Source organism: Amycolatopsis sp. NPDC058278, assembly GCF_042881395.1.
Lineage (GTDB): Bacteria > Actinomycetota > Actinomycetes > Mycobacteriales > Pseudonocardiaceae > Amycolatopsis.
The window spans coordinates 72,120-93,134 of record NZ_JBHVXZ010000024.1; the positions used below are offsets into that span (position 1 = coordinate 72,120).

General features: G+C 70.6%; 17 protein-coding genes. 10 read left to right on the forward strand and 7 right to left on the reverse strand.

Annotated features, from left to right (window positions below; all coding sequences use genetic code 11):
• Positions 1-82 precede the first annotated feature (82 nt).
• The 3 genes from ACFVYA_RS15300 to ACFVYA_RS15310 form a co-directional block, all read right to left on the reverse strand.
• Positions 83-1,900 (reverse strand): putative bifunctional diguanylate cyclase/phosphodiesterase, encoded by a 1,818-nt coding sequence (locus tag ACFVYA_RS15300; protein ID WP_387045432.1) that lies wholly within the window; start codon positions 1,898-1,900, stop codon positions 83-85.
• Between the two features lie 237 nt (positions 1,901-2,137).
• Positions 2,138-3,598: a cytochrome P450 gene (locus ACFVYA_RS15305; protein WP_387045389.1), complete on the reverse strand. Its 1,461-nt coding sequence runs from the start codon at positions 3,596-3,598 to the stop codon at positions 2,138-2,140.
• A gap of 151 nt (positions 3,599-3,749) precedes the next feature.
• A complete protein-coding gene (locus ACFVYA_RS15310; RefSeq protein ID WP_387045391.1) occupies positions 3,750-4,667 on the reverse strand; it encodes an AraC family transcriptional regulator in 918 nt (305 codons plus the stop codon).
• A gap of 81 nt (positions 4,668-4,748) precedes the next feature.
• Between ACFVYA_RS15310 and ACFVYA_RS15315 the strand changes: the two genes are divergently transcribed.
• Complete coding sequence (locus ACFVYA_RS15315; RefSeq protein WP_387045394.1) at positions 4,749-5,150, forward strand: pyridoxamine 5'-phosphate oxidase family protein; 402 nt, start codon at positions 4,749-4,751, stop codon at positions 5,148-5,150.
• Between the two features lie 17 nt (positions 5,151-5,167).
• On the forward strand, positions 5,168-5,395 hold the full coding sequence (locus ACFVYA_RS15320) for an NUDIX domain-containing protein (RefSeq protein WP_387045396.1): 228 nt from the start codon (positions 5,168-5,170) through the stop codon (positions 5,393-5,395).
• Positions 5,396-5,443: 48 nt separating this feature from the next.
• Here ACFVYA_RS15320 and ACFVYA_RS15325 read toward each other — a convergent pair whose 3' ends face one another.
• From ACFVYA_RS15325 to ACFVYA_RS15340, 4 genes are all read right to left on the reverse strand, one after another.
• Positions 5,444-6,631 carry a ribonucleotide-diphosphate reductase subunit beta gene (locus ACFVYA_RS15325; protein ID WP_387045433.1) on the reverse strand — a complete coding sequence of 396 codons (1,188 nt, stop codon included), beginning with the start codon at positions 6,629-6,631 and terminating at the stop codon, positions 5,444-5,446.
• Positions 6,534-9,440, reverse strand: a complete 2,907-nt coding sequence (locus tag ACFVYA_RS15330; RefSeq protein WP_387045399.1) for a ribonucleoside-diphosphate reductase subunit alpha — start codon at positions 9,438-9,440, stop codon at positions 6,534-6,536. Before ACFVYA_RS15330 ends, ACFVYA_RS15325 begins: the two co-directional genes overlap by 98 nt.
• Positions 9,441-9,665: 225 nt before the next feature.
• Entirely contained in the window at positions 9,666-10,250 is a 585-nt protein-coding gene (locus ACFVYA_RS15335; protein WP_387045400.1) for an acetoacetate decarboxylase family protein, read from the reverse strand.
• Positions 10,247-11,086: an enoyl-CoA hydratase-related protein gene (locus ACFVYA_RS15340; RefSeq protein ID WP_387045402.1), complete on the reverse strand. Its 840-nt coding sequence runs from the start codon at positions 11,084-11,086 to the stop codon at positions 10,247-10,249. Before ACFVYA_RS15340 ends, ACFVYA_RS15335 begins: the two co-directional genes overlap by 4 nt.
• A gap of 139 nt (positions 11,087-11,225) precedes the next feature.
• Here ACFVYA_RS15340 and ACFVYA_RS15345 point away from each other — a divergent pair, with 139 nt between their 5' ends.
• The 8 genes from ACFVYA_RS15345 to ACFVYA_RS15380 are packed head-to-tail and all read left to right on the forward strand — an operon-like array spanning position 11,226 to position 20,997.
• The gene (locus ACFVYA_RS15345; protein WP_387045404.1) at positions 11,226-12,017 is read left to right on the forward strand and encodes a TIGR03084 family metal-binding protein; all 792 of its coding nucleotides are present in this window, start codon (positions 11,226-11,228) and stop codon (positions 12,015-12,017) included.
• Positions 12,014-13,702, forward strand: coding sequence for an acyclic terpene utilization AtuA family protein (locus ACFVYA_RS15350; protein WP_387045407.1), 1,689 nt, complete (start codon positions 12,014-12,016; stop codon positions 13,700-13,702). Before ACFVYA_RS15345 ends, ACFVYA_RS15350 begins: the two co-directional genes overlap by 4 nt.
• Positions 13,699-14,847, forward strand: a complete 1,149-nt coding sequence (locus tag ACFVYA_RS15355; RefSeq protein ID WP_387045409.1) for an acyl-CoA dehydrogenase family protein — start codon at positions 13,699-13,701, stop codon at positions 14,845-14,847. Before ACFVYA_RS15350 ends, ACFVYA_RS15355 begins: the two co-directional genes overlap by 4 nt.
• Positions 14,844-16,442: an acyl-CoA carboxylase subunit beta gene (locus ACFVYA_RS15360; RefSeq protein ID WP_387045410.1), complete on the forward strand. Its 1,599-nt coding sequence runs from the start codon at positions 14,844-14,846 to the stop codon at positions 16,440-16,442. Before ACFVYA_RS15355 ends, ACFVYA_RS15360 begins: the two co-directional genes overlap by 4 nt.
• A gap of 7 nt (positions 16,443-16,449) precedes the next feature.
• A complete protein-coding gene (locus ACFVYA_RS15365) occupies positions 16,450-18,399 on the forward strand; it encodes an acetyl/propionyl/methylcrotonyl-CoA carboxylase subunit alpha (RefSeq protein WP_387045411.1) in 1,950 nt (649 codons plus the stop codon).
• The gene (locus ACFVYA_RS15370; protein WP_387045413.1) at positions 18,396-19,562 is read left to right on the forward strand and encodes an acyl-CoA dehydrogenase family protein; all 1,167 of its coding nucleotides are present in this window, start codon (positions 18,396-18,398) and stop codon (positions 19,560-19,562) included. The genes ACFVYA_RS15365 and ACFVYA_RS15370 overlap by 4 nt, the downstream gene beginning before the upstream one ends.
• Positions 19,563-19,570: 8 nt before the next feature.
• Positions 19,571-20,404, forward strand: coding sequence for an SDR family oxidoreductase (locus ACFVYA_RS15375; protein WP_387045415.1), 834 nt, complete (start codon positions 19,571-19,573; stop codon positions 20,402-20,404).
• Complete coding sequence (locus ACFVYA_RS15380; RefSeq protein WP_285990127.1) at positions 20,401-20,997, forward strand: TetR/AcrR family transcriptional regulator; 597 nt, start codon at positions 20,401-20,403, stop codon at positions 20,995-20,997. The genes ACFVYA_RS15375 and ACFVYA_RS15380 overlap by 4 nt, the downstream gene beginning before the upstream one ends.
• The last annotated feature ends 18 nt before the right edge of the window (positions 20,998-21,015 follow it).

A 21,015-nucleotide genomic window follows, 5' to 3' on the forward strand; every position in this document is an offset into this window, starting at 1 on the left:
GCGGAACCCATCCTGCCGGGTGTTCGGAGCAGGGTCGCCACCGGCTTGGTCCGGACGCGCTGTGGCCAGGCCGCTTCGGGCGCTACCTCCGCGGGTGGCGGGCGATCATCTCGTCGACCTCGTCACCCGTCGCCGAATCCGCCACGAACGGCCCTCGGGCCGCGATCACGCCGAGCTGACGGAGCCGGGTCGCCTGCTCGTGTGTTCGCACGCCTTCCGCCCCCACCCGCAGGTGCAGCTCGCGGGCCCGGGTGATCAGCTGCGTCAGGTGCCGCAGGTCGGACTCCGCCGGCTCGTCCGTGTCCAGCGCGTCGACCACCGGGCCCGACAGGATCACGTGCCGGACCGGGAGCTGGTGCTGGGGGATCAGCTCCAGGTCCGCCGACCCCGAGATCGTCAGCACCAGCTGGGCGCCCAGGTCGGCCAGGACCGCCAGGGAGTCCAGGACCTCGCCGCGGGGATCGAGCATCGAGTCGCGGTCCGTGCACAGCCTCAGTGCCCTCGCCGGGAGCTCGTGCTTGTCCAGCTGCTCCTTCACCAGCAGCACCAGGTCCGGGTCGATCGCCAGCCGGGCCGGGAGCCGCACGCAGACGTCCGGTGCCGCGTCGCCCAGGTGCGTGCGCCAGCGGGCCGTCGCCGCCAGGGATTCGGCGAGGAGCCAGCGGCCCAGCGGCACCGTCATGCCCGTGGTCTGGGCCAGCGGGTAGAACTCGTCGGAGCCGAGCTCGCCCTTCTCCGGGTGGTTCCACCGCAGCCCGGCGTTGACCGCGGCGAGCTCGTCCGGCCGGGCCAGCTTCACCGTGGGCTGGTAGACCAGCGAGAACTCGCCGTTCTCCAGCGCGCCGGCGATCACCGCGCCCAGCTGGTAGCGGCCGCGGTCGCGGGCGTCCAGCTCCGGGTCGAACAGCATCCACTGCGCCTTGCCGGCCTCCTTGGCCCGGTGCAGCGCGATCTCCGCCGCCCGCAGCAGTTCCGCGGCGCCGCCCTCGACCGCGGCGCGCACCACGATGCCCGCGCTCGCACTGACGCCGATGCCGTGCCCGCCCAGGTAGATCGGCTCGTTGAGGTCCTCCAGGGCGCGCTCGACCAGCCTGACGACCTCGGTCGCCGCCAGCTCGCCGCGCAGCAGCACCGCGAAGCCGTCGCCGGACAGCCGGGCGACGAACCCGTCGTGGTGGCCGGTGAACACCGCCGACAGCTTGTTCGCGACCCCGCGCAGCACCTGGTCGCCGACCCCGGCGCCGAGACCGTCGTTGATCACCTTGAAACCGTCGACGTCGAGGTAGATCAGCGCGATGTCGTCGCGCGCGCCGGCGCCGAGCGCGGCTTCCAGCTTGGTGGTGAACGACGACGCGTTCGGCAGCCCGGTCAGCGGGTCGTGCACGTTCTGGTGCAGCAGCCGCTCCTGCAGCAGGTGCAGCTCGTTGGCGTCCGACACCATCAGCACCGGGTAGATCGAGCCGGGCCGGTCGCCGGGCAGCCGGGCGAGCGTCACGTCGGTCCAGAGCTGCCCGTCTTCGGTGTGGTCGAGCAGCATCCGTTCCTGGTAGCGGTCGCGGCCGGTGCGCACCTGCTCCAAGCCCGCCTCGAGCCGCGAGACGTCGTGGTCGGTCGAGCCGAGGTCGGTGATGTGCCTGCCCCGCAACCGATCCGGCGAGCAGCCGAGCAGCTGGCCGAAGGCGAGGTTCGCCTCCACGATGTCGCCGTCGGGGTCGGCCAGCGCGATCCCCATCGGCGACGCGGCGTAGAGCGCGGTGAACCGCAGCAGCGCGCCGTCGTGCTGCGAGCCGGCTTGGTCGACCGCTTCGTTCGCGACCTCGAGCAGCAGGGCTTCGAGCTCCTCCGGGGGAAGCGTTACTCCTTTGGTGTCGGCCAACGTCGCCGCCCACCGGCGCGCCACGTCCAGTAGCCCTGACGCGGCACCGGGTTCAGGCACACTCCACCTCTTCACGCACAGGTATGGCCAGGTCGGACACGGTGTCGGGGATCATGAAGCCACACCAGGCAGCCTTCGCCCACGATCGATGCCACGCCATCATGCGCGTGACAGGGTGTCTACCGGCTGAACGAGTGAACGAATCTCCACAAACGGTAACTTTTCGTTACCTTGCGTATGCGGTGGTGGACGCTCGCGGGGTCAGCGAGGGGTCAGGTGGACCGGGAGACCGTCCGCGGGCACCGGCAGCGAGACGTAGTCCCAGCGCGCGGTGTAACTCTCCGGAACCGACCAGCGGTACGCCCGCAGCAGTTCGTGCATCAGCAACTTCACCTCGAGACCGCCGAAGTGCAGCCCGATGCACTTGTGCGCGCCGCCGCCGAACGGCATCCACGCCATCCGGTGCGACTTGTCCTCGCGCCGCGGTTCGGCGAAGCGTTCCGGGTCGAACGCGAAGGGGTTCGTCCAGCACTCGGGCGTGAAGTGGTTGACCGTGGGCGAGACGCCGACCAGGGTGCCCGCCGGGATGTAGTGGCCGAGCACCTCGGTGTCCTTGACGGTCTGGCGGGTCAGGGACGGCACCGGCGCGACCAGCCGCAGCGCCTCCTTCATCACGAGGTCGAGGGTCTCCAGCCGCTCCAGCGCGGCGATGTCGGGCAGGTCGTCTCCCAGGGCCAGGGACTCCGCGCGGGCGCGTTCCTGCCACTCCGGGTGCTTGGCCAGGTAGTAGGCCATGGCGCTGCTGGTGATGGTGGTGGTGTCGTGCGCGGCCATCATCAGGAAGATCATGTGGTTGACGATGTCGGTGTCGGAGAACCGGTCGCCGTCCTCGGTGGTGGCCTGGCAGAGCGCGGCGAACAGGTCGTCCCCACCGGAACGCCGTTTGGCGGGCAGGTTTTCGCCGAAGTAGCGTTCGAGGACCTTCCGGCCGTGCAGCCCGGCCGACCAGCGCCCGCCCGGCACCGGGAAGCGCACGAAGGCGGTGCCGGCGCGCACCGAGCTGACGAACGCGCGGTTGATCCGGGCCGCGTCGCCGCCGCTGCGCATGCCCATGAACACGCGGGTCGCGACGTCGAGGGTCAGCTGCTTGAGCGCCCAGTACAGCCGCGGCCGCTCGCTCGAGCCCCAGCTCGCGACGCCTTCGCGCAGTGCGGGCCCCATTTCGCCGACGTAGCCGGCCAGCCGCGGGCGCGTGAAGGCCTCCTGCATGATCCGGCGGTGCAGGTGGTGCTCGCCGAAGTCCATCAGCATCAGGCCGCGCTCGAAGAACTTCTCGATGAAGAACTTCCAGCCTTCCTGCGAGAACGCCTTGTCCTTGTTGACGAGCGCGATCTGCGTGGCTTCGGGCCCGGATAGCGCGACGATCTTCCGGCCGAAGCCGCCGGTCCACGACACCGGGCCGTAGAGCTCGTAACGGCGGAGGCCGAACGCCGGGCCGAAGCGCATCATCTCGAGCATGTGCCCGACCAGCGGCGGTCCCGCGTCCCCGAGCACCGGCTCGAGGCCGCTGCCCGCGGGTGGCGTCGCGAGTTCCTCGACGGGCCAGCGCGACCGCAGCCAGCGTTCGTCGACTTTGGGCGGCAGGGGGAGCGCGGTCAGCGTCGGCACGCGTTCGCGCAGCGCTTCGGCGGCTCGGCTCACGGTGCCCGGCAAACTGACCATCTCCTGCGTCGAGATCGGCTACCCCTTCACGATGCACCCTTGTTGACGGTCTGACAACACCTCGCCGGCCCTCTTTTCGGGTGGTTTGCGGGGAGGCGCAAAGCCCCGGTCTGCTTTCAGGCGTCGGGCTTGCCGGGTGACTGCCTTCCGATCAGGCGGAGGTGGCGTTCCGCCGGTACTCGCTCGGCGTGACGCCGCGGACCCGTTTGAACGCCGCGCTGAAGCCGAAGGCGTCGGCGTACCCGACGTGGCGGGCGACTTCCGAGACGGTCGCGGCGGTCCGCTCGGCCAGCAGGTTCGCCGCGAGCGCCATGCGGCGCCGGGTGAGGTAGGTCAGCGGTGGTTCGCCGAGCAGCTCGGTGAACCGCTTGGCCAGGGTCGAGCGCGAAACCCCGGCGCGCGCGGCCAGGGCGGCGACCGTCCACGGCGCGGCGGGTTCCTCGTGCAGCAAGCGCAGCACGGGGCCGGCCACCGGGTCGCGCTGGGCGCTCCACCACGCCGGGGGTTCGCCGCCGGGCCGGTCGAACCACTCGCGCAGGGTGCAGACGAGCATCCAGTCGAGCAGCCGGTCGAGCACGACCTGCTGCCCGGGCGTGTCGGCGGCGACCTCGGCGGCGAGGTGGTCCAGGACGGCGTCGCCGGTACCCCCGCCGCCGACGCGCAGCACGGCGGGCAGGGCGTCCAGCAGCGGGCGGCTGACCTCCCCGCCGGCCGGGTAGGCGCCGACGATCAGCGTGGTCGGTCCCTCGCCGTCGTCGCGCCAGCCGCGCCGGTGCCGCGTCCCGCCCAGTTCGGGTGCGGCGCAGTACTCGCCGCACGCGACGGGCTCGGCGTCGGTGCCGATTTCGTCGACGAAGGTGAACGTCTCCGGGCCGCGCACGACGACGGTGTCGTAGGCGCGCAGCGGCTCGGGTTCGCCGTGCTCGGGGACGATCCAGCCGCCGCCCGAGAGCACGGTGCACAGGGTGAGTGGCGCGCCGTCGACGAAGTGCAGCGAAAACGGCGGCGACAGGGCCGAGCTGCCGAACAGCGAGCCGTGGGCCCGTACGCCGCGGAAGAGGTCGTCCACGAGCTTGAGGTTAGACGAATGGACAGGGAATCCGGCTTTTCACCCATGGGATCGTCCGGGCCCGGCCGGTTCAATCGGAGCATGACCGCATTGACTTCCGACGACCTCGAGTTCCTCCGCCGTCCCCTGCACGGGTTCTTGACCGTGGCGGGCGGCCGACCCCGCCCCGTGTGGTTCGAGGCGGCCGACGGCACGATCCAGCTGTTCTCGGAACCGGACGCGCCCAAGGTGCGGCGCGTGCGCCGGGATCCGCGCGCGTCGATCGTGGTCGCGGCGCCGGTGGGGGAGCGGGAGCGGTGGGTGTCGGTCGAAGGCCGCGTTTCGGTGGAACCCGGCGGGGCGCATGAGCTGGCCCGACGCCTGGCGGGCCGGTACTGGGACCTCGACGACCCGGACCGCGCGGCCGGCCTGGAGGCGATCCTGAAGACGGACCAGGTGCGCTTGGTGATCCACCCGGAAACCGTGCGCCGCTACGCCTATTGACGGGAGACGATGCCGACGTGGCCGAGCTTCCCCTCCGCGATCGAGCGGGGACCGTGCTGCTCGAGCCCGGCGAAACCTGTCGCGAAGCCGCCGTGCGCGAGCTGGCCGAGGAGACCGGCATCCGTGGCGTGGCGCTGACCTTCGCCGTGGTGGCCGAGTTCGCTTGGTGGACACCGGGCGAACCCGTCGACGCGGACATGAGCCCGCTGGACGCGGAGCTGGCGGTGCGAGTGGCCACGACGTGAAGCGGCCCCGCCCTGGACGACCAGGGCGGGGCCGGTGTGCCCGGGAGCTCAGTCCCAGTCGAGGGCGCCGCCCGACTGGTACTCGATCACGCGGGTCTCGAAGAAGTTCTTCTCCTTCTTGAGGTCCATCGCCTCGGACATCCACGGGAACGGGTTCTCGGTCTCGCCGAAGATCGGCTGCAGGCCGATCTGCTGCGCGCGGCGGTCGGTGATGAAGTGCATGTACTGCTCGCACAGCTGCGCCGACAGGCCGAGCATGCCGCGCGGCATGGTGTCGCGCGCGTACTTGACCTCCAGCTCGCACGCCTCCTTCAGCATCCCGCGGACCTCCGCCTGGAACTCTTCGGTCCACAGGTGCGGGTTCTCGATCTTGATCTGGTTGATGCAGTCGATGCCGAAGTTCAGGTGGATCGACTCGTCGCGCAGGATGTACTGGTACTGCTCGGCGATGCCGACCATCTTGTTCCGGCGGCCCAGCGACAGGATCTGCGCGAAGCCGGTGTAGAACCACATGCCCTCGAAGATCACGTAGAACGCGACGAGGTCACGCAGGAACGCCTGGTCGGCCTCCGGCGTCCCGGTCTCGAAGTCCGGGTTCTCCAGGTTCTGCGTGTACTTCAGCGCCCACGCGTCCTTGTCCGAAATGGACGGAACCTCGCGGTACATGTTGAACAGCTCGCCCTCGACCAGGCCGAGGCTCTCGCAGATGTACTGGAAGGTGTGCGTGTGCACGGCCTCCTCGAACGCCTGGCGCAGCAGGTACTGGCGGCACTCGGGGTTGGTGATCTGCCGGTACACCGCGAGCACGATGTTGTTGGCCACCAACGACTCCGCGGTCGCGAAGAAGCCCAGGTTGCGCTTGAGCATCTGGCGCTCGTCCTCGGTGAGGCCGTCCGGGGACTTCCACAGCGCGATGTCGGCCTGCATGGCGACCTCGGTCGGCATCCAGTGGTTGTTGCAGCCGGCCAGGTACTTCTCCCACGCCCACTTGTACTTCATGGGCAGCAGCTGGTTGACGTCGGCGCGCGCGTTGATCATGCGCTTGTCGTCGACGGTGATCCGGGCGGCGCCGACCTCGATCTCCCCGAGGCCGGTCGCGTCCGTCGTCTCCACGTTGGTCATCTGTGCAGGGGTTCCTTTACTGGCAGGCTTCGCAGTCGGGGTCGTCGATGCGGCAGGCGGCGCCTTCGGTGGCGACGAAGTCGACGTCCGGCTCCGGCTTCGGCGAGGGCGCAGGCGCGGGTGCCGGCGTCGGCGCGGGGGCCGGGGCAGCCGCGGCGGGAGCCGCCGGTGCCGGGGTCGCCGAGACGGCGTTCAGCTTGCCGTCGGTGCCGCGCAGGGTGCTCTTCTCCACGTGCGTCGCGGACTGCGCGCGCAGGTAGTACGTGGTCTTGAGGCCCTTGTGCCACGCGTAGCGGTAGAGCTGGTCGAGCTTGCGGCCGCTCGGCGCCGCGATGTACAGGTTCAGCGACTGCGCCTGGTCGATCCACTTCTGGCGCACCGAACCGGCGTCGACGATCCACTTCGACTCGATCTCGAAGGCCGTCGCGTACAGCGCCTTCAGGTCGTCCGGCACGCGGTCGATCTGGCCGAGGCTGCCGTCGAAGTACTTGAGGTCGCTGACCATGACCTCGTCCCAGAGCCCGCGCTCCTTGAGGCTCTTGACCAGGTGCGGGTTGACGACGGTGAAGTCGCCGGACATGTTCGACTTGACGAACAGGTTCTGGAACAGCGGCTCGATCGACTGGCCGACACCCGAGATGTTGGAGATCGTCGCGGTCGGCGCGATCGCCATCACGTTCGAGTTGCGCATGCCGACGGTCTTGACCCGCTCGCGCAGCGGCGCCCAGTCCAAAGTGGACGACGTGTCGACGTCGAGGCCGTCGCCCTGGCGCGCGTCGATGAGCAGCTGCAGCGAGTCGATCGGCAGGATGCCCTTGCTCCAGAGCGATCCCTCGAACGACTGGTACTGCCCGCGCTCCTCGGCGAGGTCGGTCGACGCCGAGATCGCGTAGTAGGAGAGGTGCTCCATGGAGACGTCGGCGAACTTCACGGCTTCTTCGGAGGCGAACGGGACGCCGATCTCGAACAGCGCGTCCTGGAAGCCCATGATGCCCAGGCCGACCGGGCGGTGGCGCAGGTTGGAGCGGCGCGCCTCCGGGATCGTGTAGAAGTTGATGTCGATCACGTTGTCCAGCATGCGGACGGCCGTGCGCACGGTCTTCTCGAGGCGCTGGGTGTCCAGGCCTTCGGGCGTGACGTGCTTGAGCAGGTTCACCGAACCGAGGTTGCAGACCGCGACCTCGTCGACGGTGGTGTTCAGCGTGATCTCGGTGCAGAGGTTGGACGAGTGCACCACGCCGACGTGCTGCTGCGGCGAGCGGAGGTTGCACGGGTCCTTGAAGGTGATCCACGGGTGGCCGGTCTCGAACAGCATGGTCAGCATGCGGCGCCAGAGGTCGACCGCGCGGACGCGCCGGAACACCTTGATCTCGCCGCGGTCGGCCATCGCCTCGTACTCGCGGTAGCGGGTGGCGAACTCGTTGCCGTAGAGGTCGTGCAGGTCCGGCGTCTCGTTCGGCGAGAACAGCGTCCACTGCGCGTCGGCCTCGACGCGGCGGAGGAACTCGTCCGGCACCCAGTTCGCGGTGTTCATGTCGTGGGTGCGGCGGCGGTCGTCACCGGTGTTCTTGCGCAGGTCGAGGAACTCCTCGATGTCGACGTGCCACGTCTCGAGGTACGCGCACGCCGCGCCCTTGCGCTTGCCGCCCTGGTTGACCGCGACGGCGGTGTCGTTGGCGATCTTGAGGAACGGCACGACGCCCTGCGACTGGCCGTTGGTGCCCTTGATGTGCGCGCCGAGGCCGCGGACCGGGGTCCAGTCGTTGCCGAGGCCGCCCGAGTACTTCGCCAGCAGCGCGTTGTTCTTGTACGCCTGGAAGATCGAGTCCAGGTCGTCGTCCACCGTGGTCAGGAAGCAGGACGACAGCTGCGGGCGCGTGGTGCCCGAGTTGAACAGCGTCGGGGTGGACGCCATGAAGTGGAAGCTCGACAGCAGCTCGTAGAACTCGATCGCGCGGGCTTCGCGGTCGTCCTCGCGGACGGCCAGGCCCATCGCGACGCGCATGAAGAACGCCTGCGGCAGCTCGAAGCGGGTGCCGTCGTGGTGCTGGAAGTACCGGTCGTACAGCGTCTGGAGGCCGAGGAAGCCGAAGTCGAGGTCGCGCTCGGGCCGGATCGCGGCGGTGATCTTGTCGAGGTCGAAGCGCTGCAGCTCGGCGTCGACCAGCTCCAGCTCGATCGCCCGGCGCAGGTAGGCGCGGAAGTACGCCGGGTACTCGCCGGCCATCTCGTCCTGGCTGGCCAGGCGCGGGGTGCCGGCGAGGTAGCTCAGCGCCTCGCCGCGCAGCTTGTCCAGCAGCAGCCGCGCGGAGACGTAGGAGTAGTTCGGCTCCTGCTCGACCAGCACGCGGGCGGCCAGCACCTGGGCCAGGGCCAGCTCGTCGGCGCTGATGCCGTCGTAGAGGTTGCGCTTGGCCTCGGCCAGCACCGGCTCGGCACTCACGTCTTCGAGACCGGCGACGGCCTCGCCCACGACGTGGGACACGCGGGCCCAGTCGAGCGGGCGCAGGACGCCGTCGGTGCCCTTGACGTTCAGCGAGACCTCGGTCGCGGCCGGCTTGGCGGCCTCGCGGGCCTTGGCACGCTCGTCGCGGTAGAGGACGTACGCGCGGGCGACCTTGTGGTGCTCGCCGCGCATCAGGGCGAGCTCGACGATGTCCTGGATCTGCTCGATGTGCAGGGCGGTCTCGGGGCCGGCGTGGCGCAGCAGGGTGGTCTCCACCTGCTGGGTCAGCTCGGCGACGACGTGGTGGACGCGGGAGGACGCGGCGGCGTCGCCGCCCTCGACCGCGAGGAACGCCTTGGTCAGCGCGACCGAGATCTTCCCGGCGTCGAACGGCGACACGCTGCCGTCCCGCCGGATGACCCGGATCGCGGTGGGTGTGTCCGCGGCGGAGGGCCGCTGACCGGTTTCGACTGACATGCGTGTCTCCAAGTTTTCGGGCGCGTTCGATCGCCACACGGCGTCATGAGGCCGTGCGCTGCGGTTTCTTGAAAGCTGCCCGGCCGCCCTCTGCAGCGGTCTCCCCGTCGCTGGGGGCTGCCGGTTCTCAGAGACTACATGTTGGGGTGGGTGTGCGCGCGGGACCCCAGATGGCGTGTCATTAGTTCACTCTGGCGGGGTGGGGTGATCACCCAGAGGTGCTGCTCACGCCCCGAAACGCAGCTCGCTGCCGGGCAGGGCGAGGCTCAGGAACGGGCGCCGGCCGGCGAGGTAGCCGAGCGGGCCGGACGCGTTGACCGTCCAGTCGGCCGCGGCGAGCCGGGGCCGGATCTTCGCGCCGACGGGGGTGCGCACCGGGGTGCCGTCGCGGTCCTGGAGGACGTCGAACCGGCCGGGGAGGGCGAGCGGCGAACCCGGCCTCGGGGTGAAGGCCGCGGTGGCGATCCAGTCGTCGCCGGTCGCCGCGGTGTACGTGCGGTCGGTGAACTGCAGGGCCGCGAGGTCCTTCGGGATGGCCCACAGCTCGCGGCCGCCGGCGAGCGAGACTGCGGAGTCGACCCAGATCTGCGTGATCGTGCACGTGGTCCGCTTCCCGCGCACCGGGACGGCGGCGAGCAGCTCGTGGTAACCGAGCTGCCCGGGCTCGCGGTAGGCGATCCAGGCGGTGAACACGCAGGTGTACCCGGCGAGGGACAGGGCGCCCGGGTGCACGTCGCGCGCGGGGACCCGCCAGATCGACACGTGGGCGTCGGCGACCAGGTTCCAGGGCTGCGGCGGGTACGGGGTCATTTCTCCAGCCAGGGCAGGTAGTCGGGCAGGTCCTTTTCGACGCGCATGCCGAACGACGGCGGCCGCTTCTGCAGGAACGACAGGACACCCTCGACGGCGTCCGGGTTCGCGCCGAGCCCGCCGATCAGCTTCGAGTCGAGCTCGTGCACCGGGAACGGCGACCCGGCGCTCGCCATCCGGTAGAGCAGCTGGCGGGTCACCGCGACCGACACCGGGGCCGTCGTCTCGACGATCTCCTTCGCCAGCTTCTTCGCTTCGTCGAGCACGGTTCCAGTGGGGAAAACCTGGTGCACCAGGCCTTTTTCGAGAGCCTCCGCCGCCGGGAACACGCGTCCGCTGATCATCCAGTCGAGCGCGGTGCCCATCCCGACGAGCCGGGGGAGGAACCACGCGGAGGCGCCCTCGGGGTAGATGCCGCGGCGGGTGAAGACGAACCCGAACCGGGAGTCCGCTGAGGCGAGCCGGTAGTCGCACGCCAGCGTGATCGTGATGCCGCCGCCGACGGCCGCGCCGTGCAGGGCGGCGATCACCGGCTTGTTCATGGTGAAGATCCGCTTCGAGCACCGCCCGGCGGGCTCCTGCCATTCCCGGCCGGGCCCCTCGGCGGGGTCGAAGTCGAAGCCGCCTTGCGAGAGGTCGGCCCCGACGCAGAAGTCCTTCCCGGCGCCGGTCAGCACGACCACACGGACGTCCTCGTCACGATCGGCACGGTCCATGGCGGCACCGAGCTCGTCGGCCATCCGGATCGTGTAGCCGTTGCGCGCCTCGGGCCGGTTCAGCGTGACCGTGGCGATCCGGTCCGCGACGGCGTAGGTGATCTCGGCGTAGTCGGCCATGCGACGAAGCTATTGCAGTCCGGCGCTACTGGCAAGATGTCAATAGTGGGTTTGCAGCGTCCCGAACAAAACAATCAGGCGTGCTTGATTTTTCTGGCCGCCGGTGCCACGCTGGCTCCCGGACGCAAGGAGGCGGGCGATGGCGGATCTCGGCGTGATCCTCGGGGATCTCGACGCGGAGACACGGACGATCGACGACGTGGTGGCGAACCTGCCCGCGGCGGACTGGGCGCGGGAAACGCCGGCCGCGGGGTGGACGATCGCGCACCAGATCGCGCACCTGGCCTGGACCGACCGGAAGGCCCTGATCGCGGCCGCGCACCCGGAGGACTGGCAGGCCGAGGTCGAAGCACTCCTCAAAGCCGGGGAGACCTACGTCGACGACGGGGCCGCGGCCGGAGCGCAGCGGCCGCCGCGGGAGATCCTCGAAGACTGGCGGTCCGGGCGCGCGGCGCTGGCCGAAGCCCTCGCCGCCGTCCCCGACGGGCAGAAACTGCCCTGGTACGGGCCGCCGATGAGCGCCGCTTCGATGGGCACCGCGCGGATGATGGAGACCTGGGCGCACGGCCAGGACGTCTTCGACGCCCTCGGCCTGACCCGCGAGCCCACCGCGCGGCTGTGGCACATCGCCCGCTTCGGCACCCGGACCCGCGACTTCGCCTACAAGGTCCACTCGCTCGCGCCGCCGCCCGGGGAGTTCCGCGTCGAGCTCACCGCGCCCGACGGCTCCACCTGGGCGTTCGGCCCGGAGGACGCCGGGCAGAAGCTCACCGGCAGCGCGCTGGACTTCTGCCTCGTCGTCACGCAGCGGCGGCACCCGGCCGACACGGACCTCGTGGCGCAGGGCGCCGACGTCGAGGAGTGGCTGACCATCGCGCAGGCCTTCGCCGGGCCTGCCGGGGAAGGCCGCAAGCCGGGGCAATTCACATGACGTACCGCATCGGCAACGCCTCGGGCTTCTACGGCGACCGGTTCAGCGCGGTTCGCGAGATGCTCACCGGCGGCCCCCTCGACGTGCTCACCGGCGACTACCTGGCCGAGCTGACCATGCTCATCCTCGGCCGCGACCGGATGAAGGACGCCACCCGCGGCTACGCCAAGACGTTCCTCCGCCAGATGGCGGAAAACCTCGGCCTGGCAAAAGAAAACGGCGTCAAGATCGTCACCGACGCGGGCGGCCTCAACCCCGCCGGGCTCGCCGGCGCCCTCCGCGAACTGGCCGCCGAGCTCGGGCTGGACGTCAAGATCGCGCACGTCGAAGGCGATGATCTCGTGGCGCGGGCCGAGGAGCTGGACCTCGGCAAGCCGTTGACCGCCAACGCCTACCTCGGCGCCTGGGGCATCGCGGAGTGCCTCAACGCGGGCGCCGACGTCGTCGTCACCGGGCGCGTCACCGACGCCTCCGTCGTCGTCGGCCCGGCCGCCGCGCACTACGGCTGGGCCCGTGACGACTTCGACGCCCTCGCCGGCGCGGTCGCCGCCGGGCACGTCATCGAATGCGGAGCCCAGGCCACCGGCGGCAACTACGCCTTCTTCACCGAACACTCCCTCGGCGTGCCCGGGTTCCCGATCGCCGAGATCGAGGCCGACGGCTCCAGCGTCATCACCAAGCACCCCGGCACCGGCGGCGTGGTCAACGTCGGCACGGTCACCGCGCAGCTGCTGTACGAGATCACCGGAGCGCGGTACGCGGGACCGGACGTCACCACGCGGTTCGACACGCTGTCCCTGGCCGAAGACGGGCCCGACCGCGTCCGCATCTCCGGGGTCCGCGGCGAAGCCCCGCCGCCGACGCTGAAGGTCGCCCTCAACCGCCTCGGCGGGTTCCGCAACGAGACGACGTTCGTCCTCACCGGACTCGACATCGAGGCGAAAGCCGCGCTGGTGCGGGAACAGCTCGAAGCGTCCATGAAGGACCGGCCGCCGGCCGACGTCCGCTGGACCCTCGCGCGCACCGACCACCGGGACGCCGACACCGAGCAGACGGCGAGTGCGCTGCTGCACGTCGCCGTCAAGGACGCCGACCCGAAGATCGCCGGCCGCGCGTTCACCGGCGCGGCCGTCGAACTCGCGCTGGCCAGCTACCCCGGGTTCCACGTGACGGCCCCGCCGTCCGATGCCTCGCCGTACGGCGTCTACACCGCGGCCTACGTGGACGCCGCGAAAGTCCCGCACGTCGCCGTGCTGCCGGACGGGATGCGTGTCGATATAGCGCCTTCGACGTCCACCCAGGAGCTGTCCGAAGTGGATGAGCCGGCCCGGCCCGAACCCCTCGGCCACGGGCCGGTGCGGCGGGTGCCCCTCGGCGCGATCGCCGGCGCGCGCAGCGGCGACAAGGGCGGCAACGCCAACCTCGGCGTCTGGGTGCGGTCGGACGAGGCGTGGCGCTGGCTGGTGCACCGGCTGACCGTCGCCGAGGTCAAGCTGCTGCTGCCCGAGACCGCCGACCTGCCGGTCACGCGGTACCTGCTGCCGAACCTGCGGGCGATGAACTTCGTCGTCGAAGGCCTCCTCGGCGAGGGCGTCGCCTCGCAGGCCCGGTTCGACCCGCAGGCCAAGGCGCTCGGCGAGTGGCTGCGGTCGCGGGAGATCGACGTCCCGGAGGTCCTGCTGTGACCGATCCCTTCCGGGCGCCCGAACGGACCGAACTGCGCCGGACCGTCCGGAAGTTCGTCGAGCAGGAGGTCCTGCCGCACCTCGACGACTGGGAGCGCTCCGGCGAACTCCCCCGGGACCTGCACCGCACGGCCGGGGACCTCGGCCTGCTCGGCGTCGCCTTCCCGGAAGAGATCGGCGGGGGAGACGGCAACTACCTCGACGCTCTGGTCGTCGCGGAGGAGATGCACTACGCCGGTGGTTCCGGCGGGCTCTTCGCGTCGCTGTTCACCTGCGGCATCGCCGTGCCGCACATCGCCGAGGCGGGCGACCCGGTCCAGATCGAACGCTGGGTGCGGCCGACCCTGGCCGGGGCCAAGATCGGCGCCCTCGCCGTGACCGAGCCGGACGGCGGCTCCGACGTCGCCGGGATCCGGACCACCGCCGTCCGCGAGGGCGACGAGTACGTCATCAACGGCGCCAAGACCTTCATCACCTCCGGCTGCCGCGCGGACTTCGTGACGACGGTGGTGCGCACCGGCGGTGACGGTGCCCACGGGCTTTCACTGATCGTCGTCGAACGCGGGACACCGGGTTTCACGGTGAGCCGCAAGCTCGAGAAGATGGGCTGGCTCTGCTCCGACACCGCCGAACTGTCCTACGTGGACGTCCGGGTTCCGGTGGAGCACCTGGTCGGCACCGAGAACAGCGGGTTCGCCCAGGTTGCCACCCAGTTCGTCACCGAACGGCTGTCGCTGGCCGTGCAGGCGTACGCCCACGCCCAGCGCGCGCTCGACCTGACGCTGGACTGGTGCCGGCTGCGCGAGACGTTCGGCCGCCCGCTCATCTCGCGGCAGGTCGTCCAGCACAAGCTCACCGAAATGGCGCGGAAGGTCGACGTCGCCCGCACCTACACCCGGCAGGCCGCGATCCGGCACGTCTCCGGTGAAGAGGTCATCGCCGAAGCCTGTTTCGCCAAGAACACCGCCGTCGAGGCCGCCGAATGGGTGGTCAACGAGGCCGTCCAGCTGCACGGCGGGCTCGGCTACATGCGCGAGTCCGAAGTGGAGCGCCACTACCGCGACGTCCGGATCCTCGGCATCGGCGGCGGCACCACCGAGATCCTCACCGGCCTGGCCGCGAAGCGATTGGGATACACCTCGTGACTGCTCTGAGGTCCACAGTGGACACACGGGCCGCCGAGTTCGGCGCGAACCGCGACGCGATGCTGGAAAAGCTCGCCGAAATCGACGCCGAGCACGCCAAGGCCGTCGCCGGCGGCGGCGAGAAGTACGTCGAGCGGCACCGCAAGCGCGGCAAGCTCCTCGCCCGGGAACGCATCGAGCTCCTCCTCGACGCGGATTCGCCGTTCCTGGAGCTGTCGCCGCTGGCCGCGTGGGGCACCGACTACCGCGTCGGCGCGAGCCTGGTGACCGGGATCGGCGTCGTCGAAGGCGTCGAGTGCCTGATCTCGGCCAGCGACCCGACGGTCAAGGGCGGCGCGAGCAACCCGTGGACCACGAAGAAGAGTTTCCGGGCCGCGGACATCGCCGCGCAGAACCGGCTGCCGTCGATCAACCTCGTCGAGTCCGGCGGCGCGGACCTGCCCACCCAGAAGGAGATCTTCATCCCGGGCGGCCGGATCTTCCGGGACCTCACGCGCGCCTCGGCCGCGGGCTGCCCGACGATCGCGCTGGTCTTCGGCAACTCCACGGCCGGGGGCGCGTACCTGCCCGGCATGTCGGACTACGTCGTGATGGTCAAGGAACGCGCGAAGGTGTTCCTCGGCGGGCCGCCGCTGGTGAAGATGGCCACCGGTGAGGAGTCCGACGACGAGTCGCTCGGCGGCGCCGAAATGCACGCGCGGACCTCGGGCCTGGCCGACTACCTGGCCGCCGACGAGCAGGACGCGATCCGCCTGGGGCGCAACATCGTCAAGCGGCTCAACTGGACGAAGCAGGGGCCTTCGCCGAAGCCGGACTACGAAGAGCCGCTCCACGATCCCGAGGACCTGCTCGGCATCGTGCCGACCGACCTGAAGGTGCCCTTCGACCCGCGCGAGGTCATCGCCCGGGTCGTCGACGGCTCCGACTTCGACGAGTTCAAGCCGCTCTACGGCTCTTCGCTGGTGACCGGCTGGGCGAGCATCCACGGCTACCCGGTCGGCGTGCTGGCCAACGCCCAGGGCGTGCTCTTCGGCGAGGAGTCGCAGAAGGCCGCGCAGTTCATCCAGCTGGCCAACCAGATCCACACCCCGCTGGTGTTCCTGCACAACACGACCGGCTACATGGTCGGCAAGGAGTACGAGCAGAGCGGCATCATCAAGCACGGCGCGATGATGATCAACGCCGTCTCGAACTCGAAGGTGCCGCACCTGTCCGTCCTCATGGGAGCGTCCTACGGTGCCGGCCACTACGGGATGTGCGGCCGGGCCTACGACCCCCGTTTCCTGTTCGCCTGGCCGAGCGCGAAGTCCGCGGTGATGGGCCCGGCGCAGCTGGCCGGCGTGCTGTCGATCGTGGCCCGCGCCGCGGCCGAAAGCCGCGGCCAGGAGTACAACGAGGAACACGACAAGGCCATGCGCGCCATGGTGGAAGGCCAGATCGAAGCCGAGTCGATGCCGATGTTCCTCTCCGGCATGCTCTACGACGACGGCATCATCGACCCGCGCGACACCCGCACCGTGCTGGGCCTGAGCCTGTCCGCGATCCACAATGGACCAGTGAAGGGCGCCGAAGGTTTCGGCGTCTTCCGGATGTGAGCGAGCGATGATCCAGAACCTGCTGGTCGCCAACCGCGGTGAGATCGCCCGCCGCGTCTTCCGCACCTGCCGCGACGCCGGGATCGGCACGGTCGCGGTGTTCTCCGACGCCGATGCCGCCGCGCCGCACGCCCGGGAGGCCGACGCGGCCGTCCGGCTGCCCGGCAACGCGCCGTCCGAGACGTACCTGCGGGCGGAGCTGCTGGTCAAGGCCGCGGCCGGGACCGGCGCCGACGCCGTTCACCCCGGCTACGGCTTCCTCTCCGAGAACGCCGCGTTCGCGCGGGCCGTGCTCGACGCCGGGCTCACCTGGGTCGGTCCGCCGCCCGGGGCCATCGAGACGATGGGCTCCAAAGTGGAGTCGAAGCGGCTGATGGCCGCGGCCGGGGTCCCGGTCCTGGCCGAGCTGGACCCGGCTTCGGTGACCTCCGAAGACCTGCCGTTGCTGGTCAAGGCGTCCGCCGGCGGTGGCGGCCGCGGGATGCGCGTGGTCCGCTCGCTCGGCGAGCTGGCCGAGGCGGTCGAAGGCGCCAGTGCCGAGGCCGGGTCGGCGTTCGGCGACCCCACCGTCTTCTGTGAGCGCTACCTGGAGACCGGGCGGCACATCGAGGTCCAGGTGCTCGCCGACCGGCACGGCACGGTGTGGGCGGTGGGGGAGCGGGAGTGCTCCATCCAGCGACGGCACCAGAAGGTCGTCGAGGAGGCGCCCTCGCCGTTCGTCGACGCCGCCATGCGCGCGGAGCTGTTCGACGCCGCGCGCAAGGCCGCCAAGGCGATCGACTACGTCGGCGCGGGCACGGTCGAGTTCCTCGCCGGGCCCGACGGCCGCTTCTACTTCCTCGAGATGAACACCCGGCTGCAGGTCGAGCACCCGGTCACCGAGAACGTCACGGGGCTCGACCTGGTCGCCTTGCAGCTGCGGATCGCCGAGGGCGAGCGGCTCCCGGCCGATCCGCCCCCCACGGTGGGCCACTCCATCGAGGTCCGGCTGTACGCCGAAGACCCGGCGGCGGGCTGGCAGCCGCAGAGCGGCACGCTGCACACGTTCGACGTGCCCGATGTGGACCGCTCCTTCACGCACGGGCCCGGACTGCGCCTCGACTCCGGGTTCGAGACCGGGTCGGTGGTGGGCGTCCACTACGACCCGATGCTCGCCAAGGTGATCACCTGGGCGCCCACCCGCGCCGAAGCGGCGAGGCGGCTGGCGAAAGCTTTGGCGGCGTCGAAGATCCACGGTGTGGTCACCAACCGCGATCTCCTGGTGAACATCTTGCGCCACGAGGCGTTCCTGGCCGGGGAGACGGACACGGCGTTCTTCGACCGCCACGGCCTCGACACCCTGGCCGCCCCCCTGGCCACAGTGGACACCGAACGGCTCTCTGCCCTCGCGGCGGCCTTGGCGGACGCGGCAGGCAATCGGGCGTCGGCCACCACGCAGAGCAGGCTGCCCAGTGGCTGGCGCAACGTCCGCTCGGCCGGGCAGCGCAAGGTCTTCTCGATCGCGGACCGCGAGTACGAAGTGGTCTACTCACTGACCCGGAACGGGTTGGCCGCCGAGGGCTACGACGCCGAGCTGATCAGTGCCGAGCCGGGCCGGGTGGTCCTCGCCGTGGGCGGGGTGCGGCGCACCTTCGAGGTCGCGCGCCACGACGAAGTGTCCTATGTGGACTCCGCGCTCGGTCCGGTCGCGCTGACGGCGGCCCCGCGATTCGCCGGCCCGGACGCGGCCCTCGCTGCCGGGTCACTGGTGGCGCCGATGCCGGGCACGGTCGTGCGGCTCGCCGTGCAGGCCGGGGACCCGGTCAAGGCCGGCGATCCGCTGCTGTGGCTCGAAGCGATGAAGATGGAACACCGGATCGCCGCGCCCGCCGACGGTGTGGTGGCGGAACTGCCGGTCACGGTCGGACAGCAGGTCGAAGTGGGCACGATCCTCGCGGTGGTGGGAGAAGCAGAATGAACGCCATGAACTTCGTCGAGCCGGAGGAGCGGATCGCGCTCCGCAAGGCCGTCGCCGAGCTGGGTGCCAAGTACGGGCACGAGTACTACGCCCGCAAGGCTCGCGCGGGCGAGAAGACCCACGAGCTGTGGGACGAAGCCGGGCGCCTGGGCTACCTCGGCGTCAACATCCCCGAGGAGTACGGCGGCGGGGGCGCGGGCATCGCCGACCTCGCGGCGGTGCTCGAAGAACTCGCCGCCGCGGGTTCGCCGCTGCTGCTCATGGTCGTCTCGCCGGCGATCTGCGGCACCGTGATCTCCCGCTTCGGCACCGAAGAACAGAAGAAGCAGTGGCTGCCCGGCATCGCCGACGGCAGCAAGCGGATGGTCTTCGCGATCACGGAGCCGGACGCCGGGTCGAACTCGCACAAGATCACCACCACCGCCAAGCGCGACGGCGACGGCTGGGTCCTCAACGGACGCAAGGTCTACATCTCCGGCGTCGACGAAGCCGACGCGGTGCTCGTCGTGGGCCGCATGGGGGACTCCAGGACCGGCAAGCTCAAGCCCGCGCTGTTCATCCTGCCGACGAACACCGAGGGCTTCGAGCACACGAAGATCCCGATGGACATCGTCGCGCCGGAGAACCAGTTCTCGCTGTTCCTCGACGACGTCAAGCTCCCGGCCGAAGCGCTGGTCGGCGAGGAGGACGCGGCGATCGCGCAGCTGTTCGCGGGCCTCAACCCGGAACGCATCATGGGGGCGTCGTTCTCCCTCGGCATCGCGCGGTACGCGCTGGCCAAGGCCGTCGGCTACGCGAACGAGCGGCAGGTCTGGGGTACCCCCATCGGCACCCACCAGGGCCTCGCGCACCCGCTCGCCGAGATCAAGATCGAGCTGGAACTCGCGAAGCTGATGACGCAGAAAGCGGCGTCGCTCTACGACTCCGGCGACGACTTCGGCGCGGGGGAGTCGGCCAACATGGCGAAGTACGCCGCCGCCGAGGTCGCCATCCGGGCCACCGACCAGGCCGTGCAGACCCACGGCGGCAACGGCCTGGCCACCGAATACGGCCTCGGCACGCTGGTGACGGCGGTGCGCCTGGGCCGGATCGCGCCGGTCAGCCGCGAGATGGTGCTCAACTTCGTCGGCCAGCACAGCCTCGGCCTCCCGAAGTCCTACTAGGAGCCGACATGTCTACTTTGGACGGCAAGACGATCATCATGTCCGGTGGCAGCCGCGGCATCGGCGAGGCGATCGCGCTCCGGGCGGCCGCCGACGGCGCGAACGTCGCGCTGCTGGCCAAGACGGGTGAGCCCCACCCGAAGCTGCCGGGCACGATCCACACGGCGGCCGAGGCGATCGAGAAGGCGGGCGGGCACGCACTGCCGATCCTCGGCGACGTCCGCGACGACGACGGTGTCGCCGCCGCGGTGGCGAGGACCGTCGAGCAGTTCGGCGGCATCGACATCGTCGTGAACAACGCCAGCGCGATCGACCTGACGCCGACCGAGCAGGTCAGCATGAAGCGCTACGACCTGATGCAGGACATCAACGCGCGCGGCACGTTCCTGCTGTCCAAACTGGCCATCCCGCACCTGCGCCGGTCGGCGAACCCGCACATCCTGACGCTGTCGCCCCCGATCAGCCTCGACGAGAAGTGGTTCACCGCCGGGCACCTCGCGTACAGCATCGCCAAGTACTCGATGAGCCTGGTGACCGTCGGGCTCGCCGCGGAACTGAAGGAGGACGGGGTCGCGGTCAACTCCCTGTGGCCGCGGACCACGATCGACACCGCGGCGATCCGCAACGTCGTCGGCGCGGAACTGGCTTCGCGCAGCCGCACACCGGAGATCATGGCCGACGCGGCGCACGCGATCCTGACCGAGCCGAGCCGTTCGGCGACCGGTCACTTCTTCCTCGACGACGAAGTGCTGCGCGCTGCCGGCGTCACGGATTTCTCGAAGTACCGTGTCGGGGGTTCGGAAGAGGACCTGCAGCTCGACTTCTGGGTGGACCCGGCTTGACCGGCATCCGCGAACCCCAGCAGGAGCGCAGCCGCACCACGCGGCGGCGCCTGGTCGAGGCCGCGCTCGACAGCTTCGGCGAGCGCGGCTGGCACGGCGTGACGGTGGCCGGGATCGCCGAGCGAGCGGGCGTCTCCCGCGGCGCGGCACAGCACCACTTCCCGGCCCGCGAGGACCTCGTGGTGGCGGCGGTCGACCTGCTCGGCGAAGCCCAGATCGACGAGCTGCGCGCCCAGGCGGCCGGCCTGCCGAGCGGGGCGTCCCGCATCGAGCGCGTCGTGGAGATGGTGCTGAACCTGTACACCGGCCCGCTGTTCCGCGCGGCCCTCCAGCTGTGGTCGGTGGCGGCGACCGACGAGGCGCTGCGGGACGTGCTGGTGCCCCTCGAAGCCCGGGTCGGCCGCGAGGCGCACCGCGTGACGGTGGAGCTCCTCGGCGTCGACGAGTCCCGGCCGGGCGTGCGCGAGCTGGTCCAGGCCACCCTCGACCTGGCCCGCGGCCTCGGCCTGGCCAACCTCCTGACGGACGACACCCGCCGCCGGCGCCAGATCGTGCGCGAATGGGCCCGGACGCTGGAGCTGCGGCTGACCTAGGCGCGGTCGTCGCCCGTT

Excerpts from the sequence above, each read along its gene's own strand:
- ACFVYA_RS15305 (WP_387045389.1), bottom strand. The coding sequence starts at position 3,598 with ATGGTCAGTTTGCCGGGCACCGTGAGCCGAGCCGCCGAAGCGCTGCGC.
- ACFVYA_RS15315 (WP_387045394.1), top strand. The coding sequence starts at position 4,749 with ATGACCGCATTGACTTCCGACGACCTCGAGTTCCTCCGCCGTCCCCTG.
- ACFVYA_RS15330 (WP_387045399.1), bottom strand. The coding sequence starts at position 9,440 with ATGTCAGTCGAAACCGGTCAGCGGCCCTCCGCCGCGGACACACCCACC.
- ACFVYA_RS15335 (WP_387045400.1), bottom strand. The coding sequence starts at position 10,250 with ATGACCCCGTACCCGCCGCAGCCCTGGAACCTGGTCGCCGACGCCCAC.
- ACFVYA_RS15340 (WP_387045402.1), bottom strand. The coding sequence starts at position 11,086 with ATGGCCGACTACGCCGAGATCACCTACGCCGTCGCGGACCGGATCGCC.
- ACFVYA_RS15345 (WP_387045404.1), top strand. The coding sequence starts at position 11,226 with ATGGCGGATCTCGGCGTGATCCTCGGGGATCTCGACGCGGAGACACGG.
- ACFVYA_RS15350 (WP_387045407.1), top strand. The coding sequence starts at position 12,014 with ATGACGTACCGCATCGGCAACGCCTCGGGCTTCTACGGCGACCGGTTC.
- ACFVYA_RS15365 (WP_387045411.1), top strand. The coding sequence starts at position 16,450 with ATGATCCAGAACCTGCTGGTCGCCAACCGCGGTGAGATCGCCCGCCGC.
- ACFVYA_RS15370 (WP_387045413.1), top strand. The coding sequence starts at position 18,396 with ATGAACGCCATGAACTTCGTCGAGCCGGAGGAGCGGATCGCGCTCCGC.
- ACFVYA_RS15375 (WP_387045415.1), top strand. The coding sequence starts at position 19,571 with ATGTCTACTTTGGACGGCAAGACGATCATCATGTCCGGTGGCAGCCGC.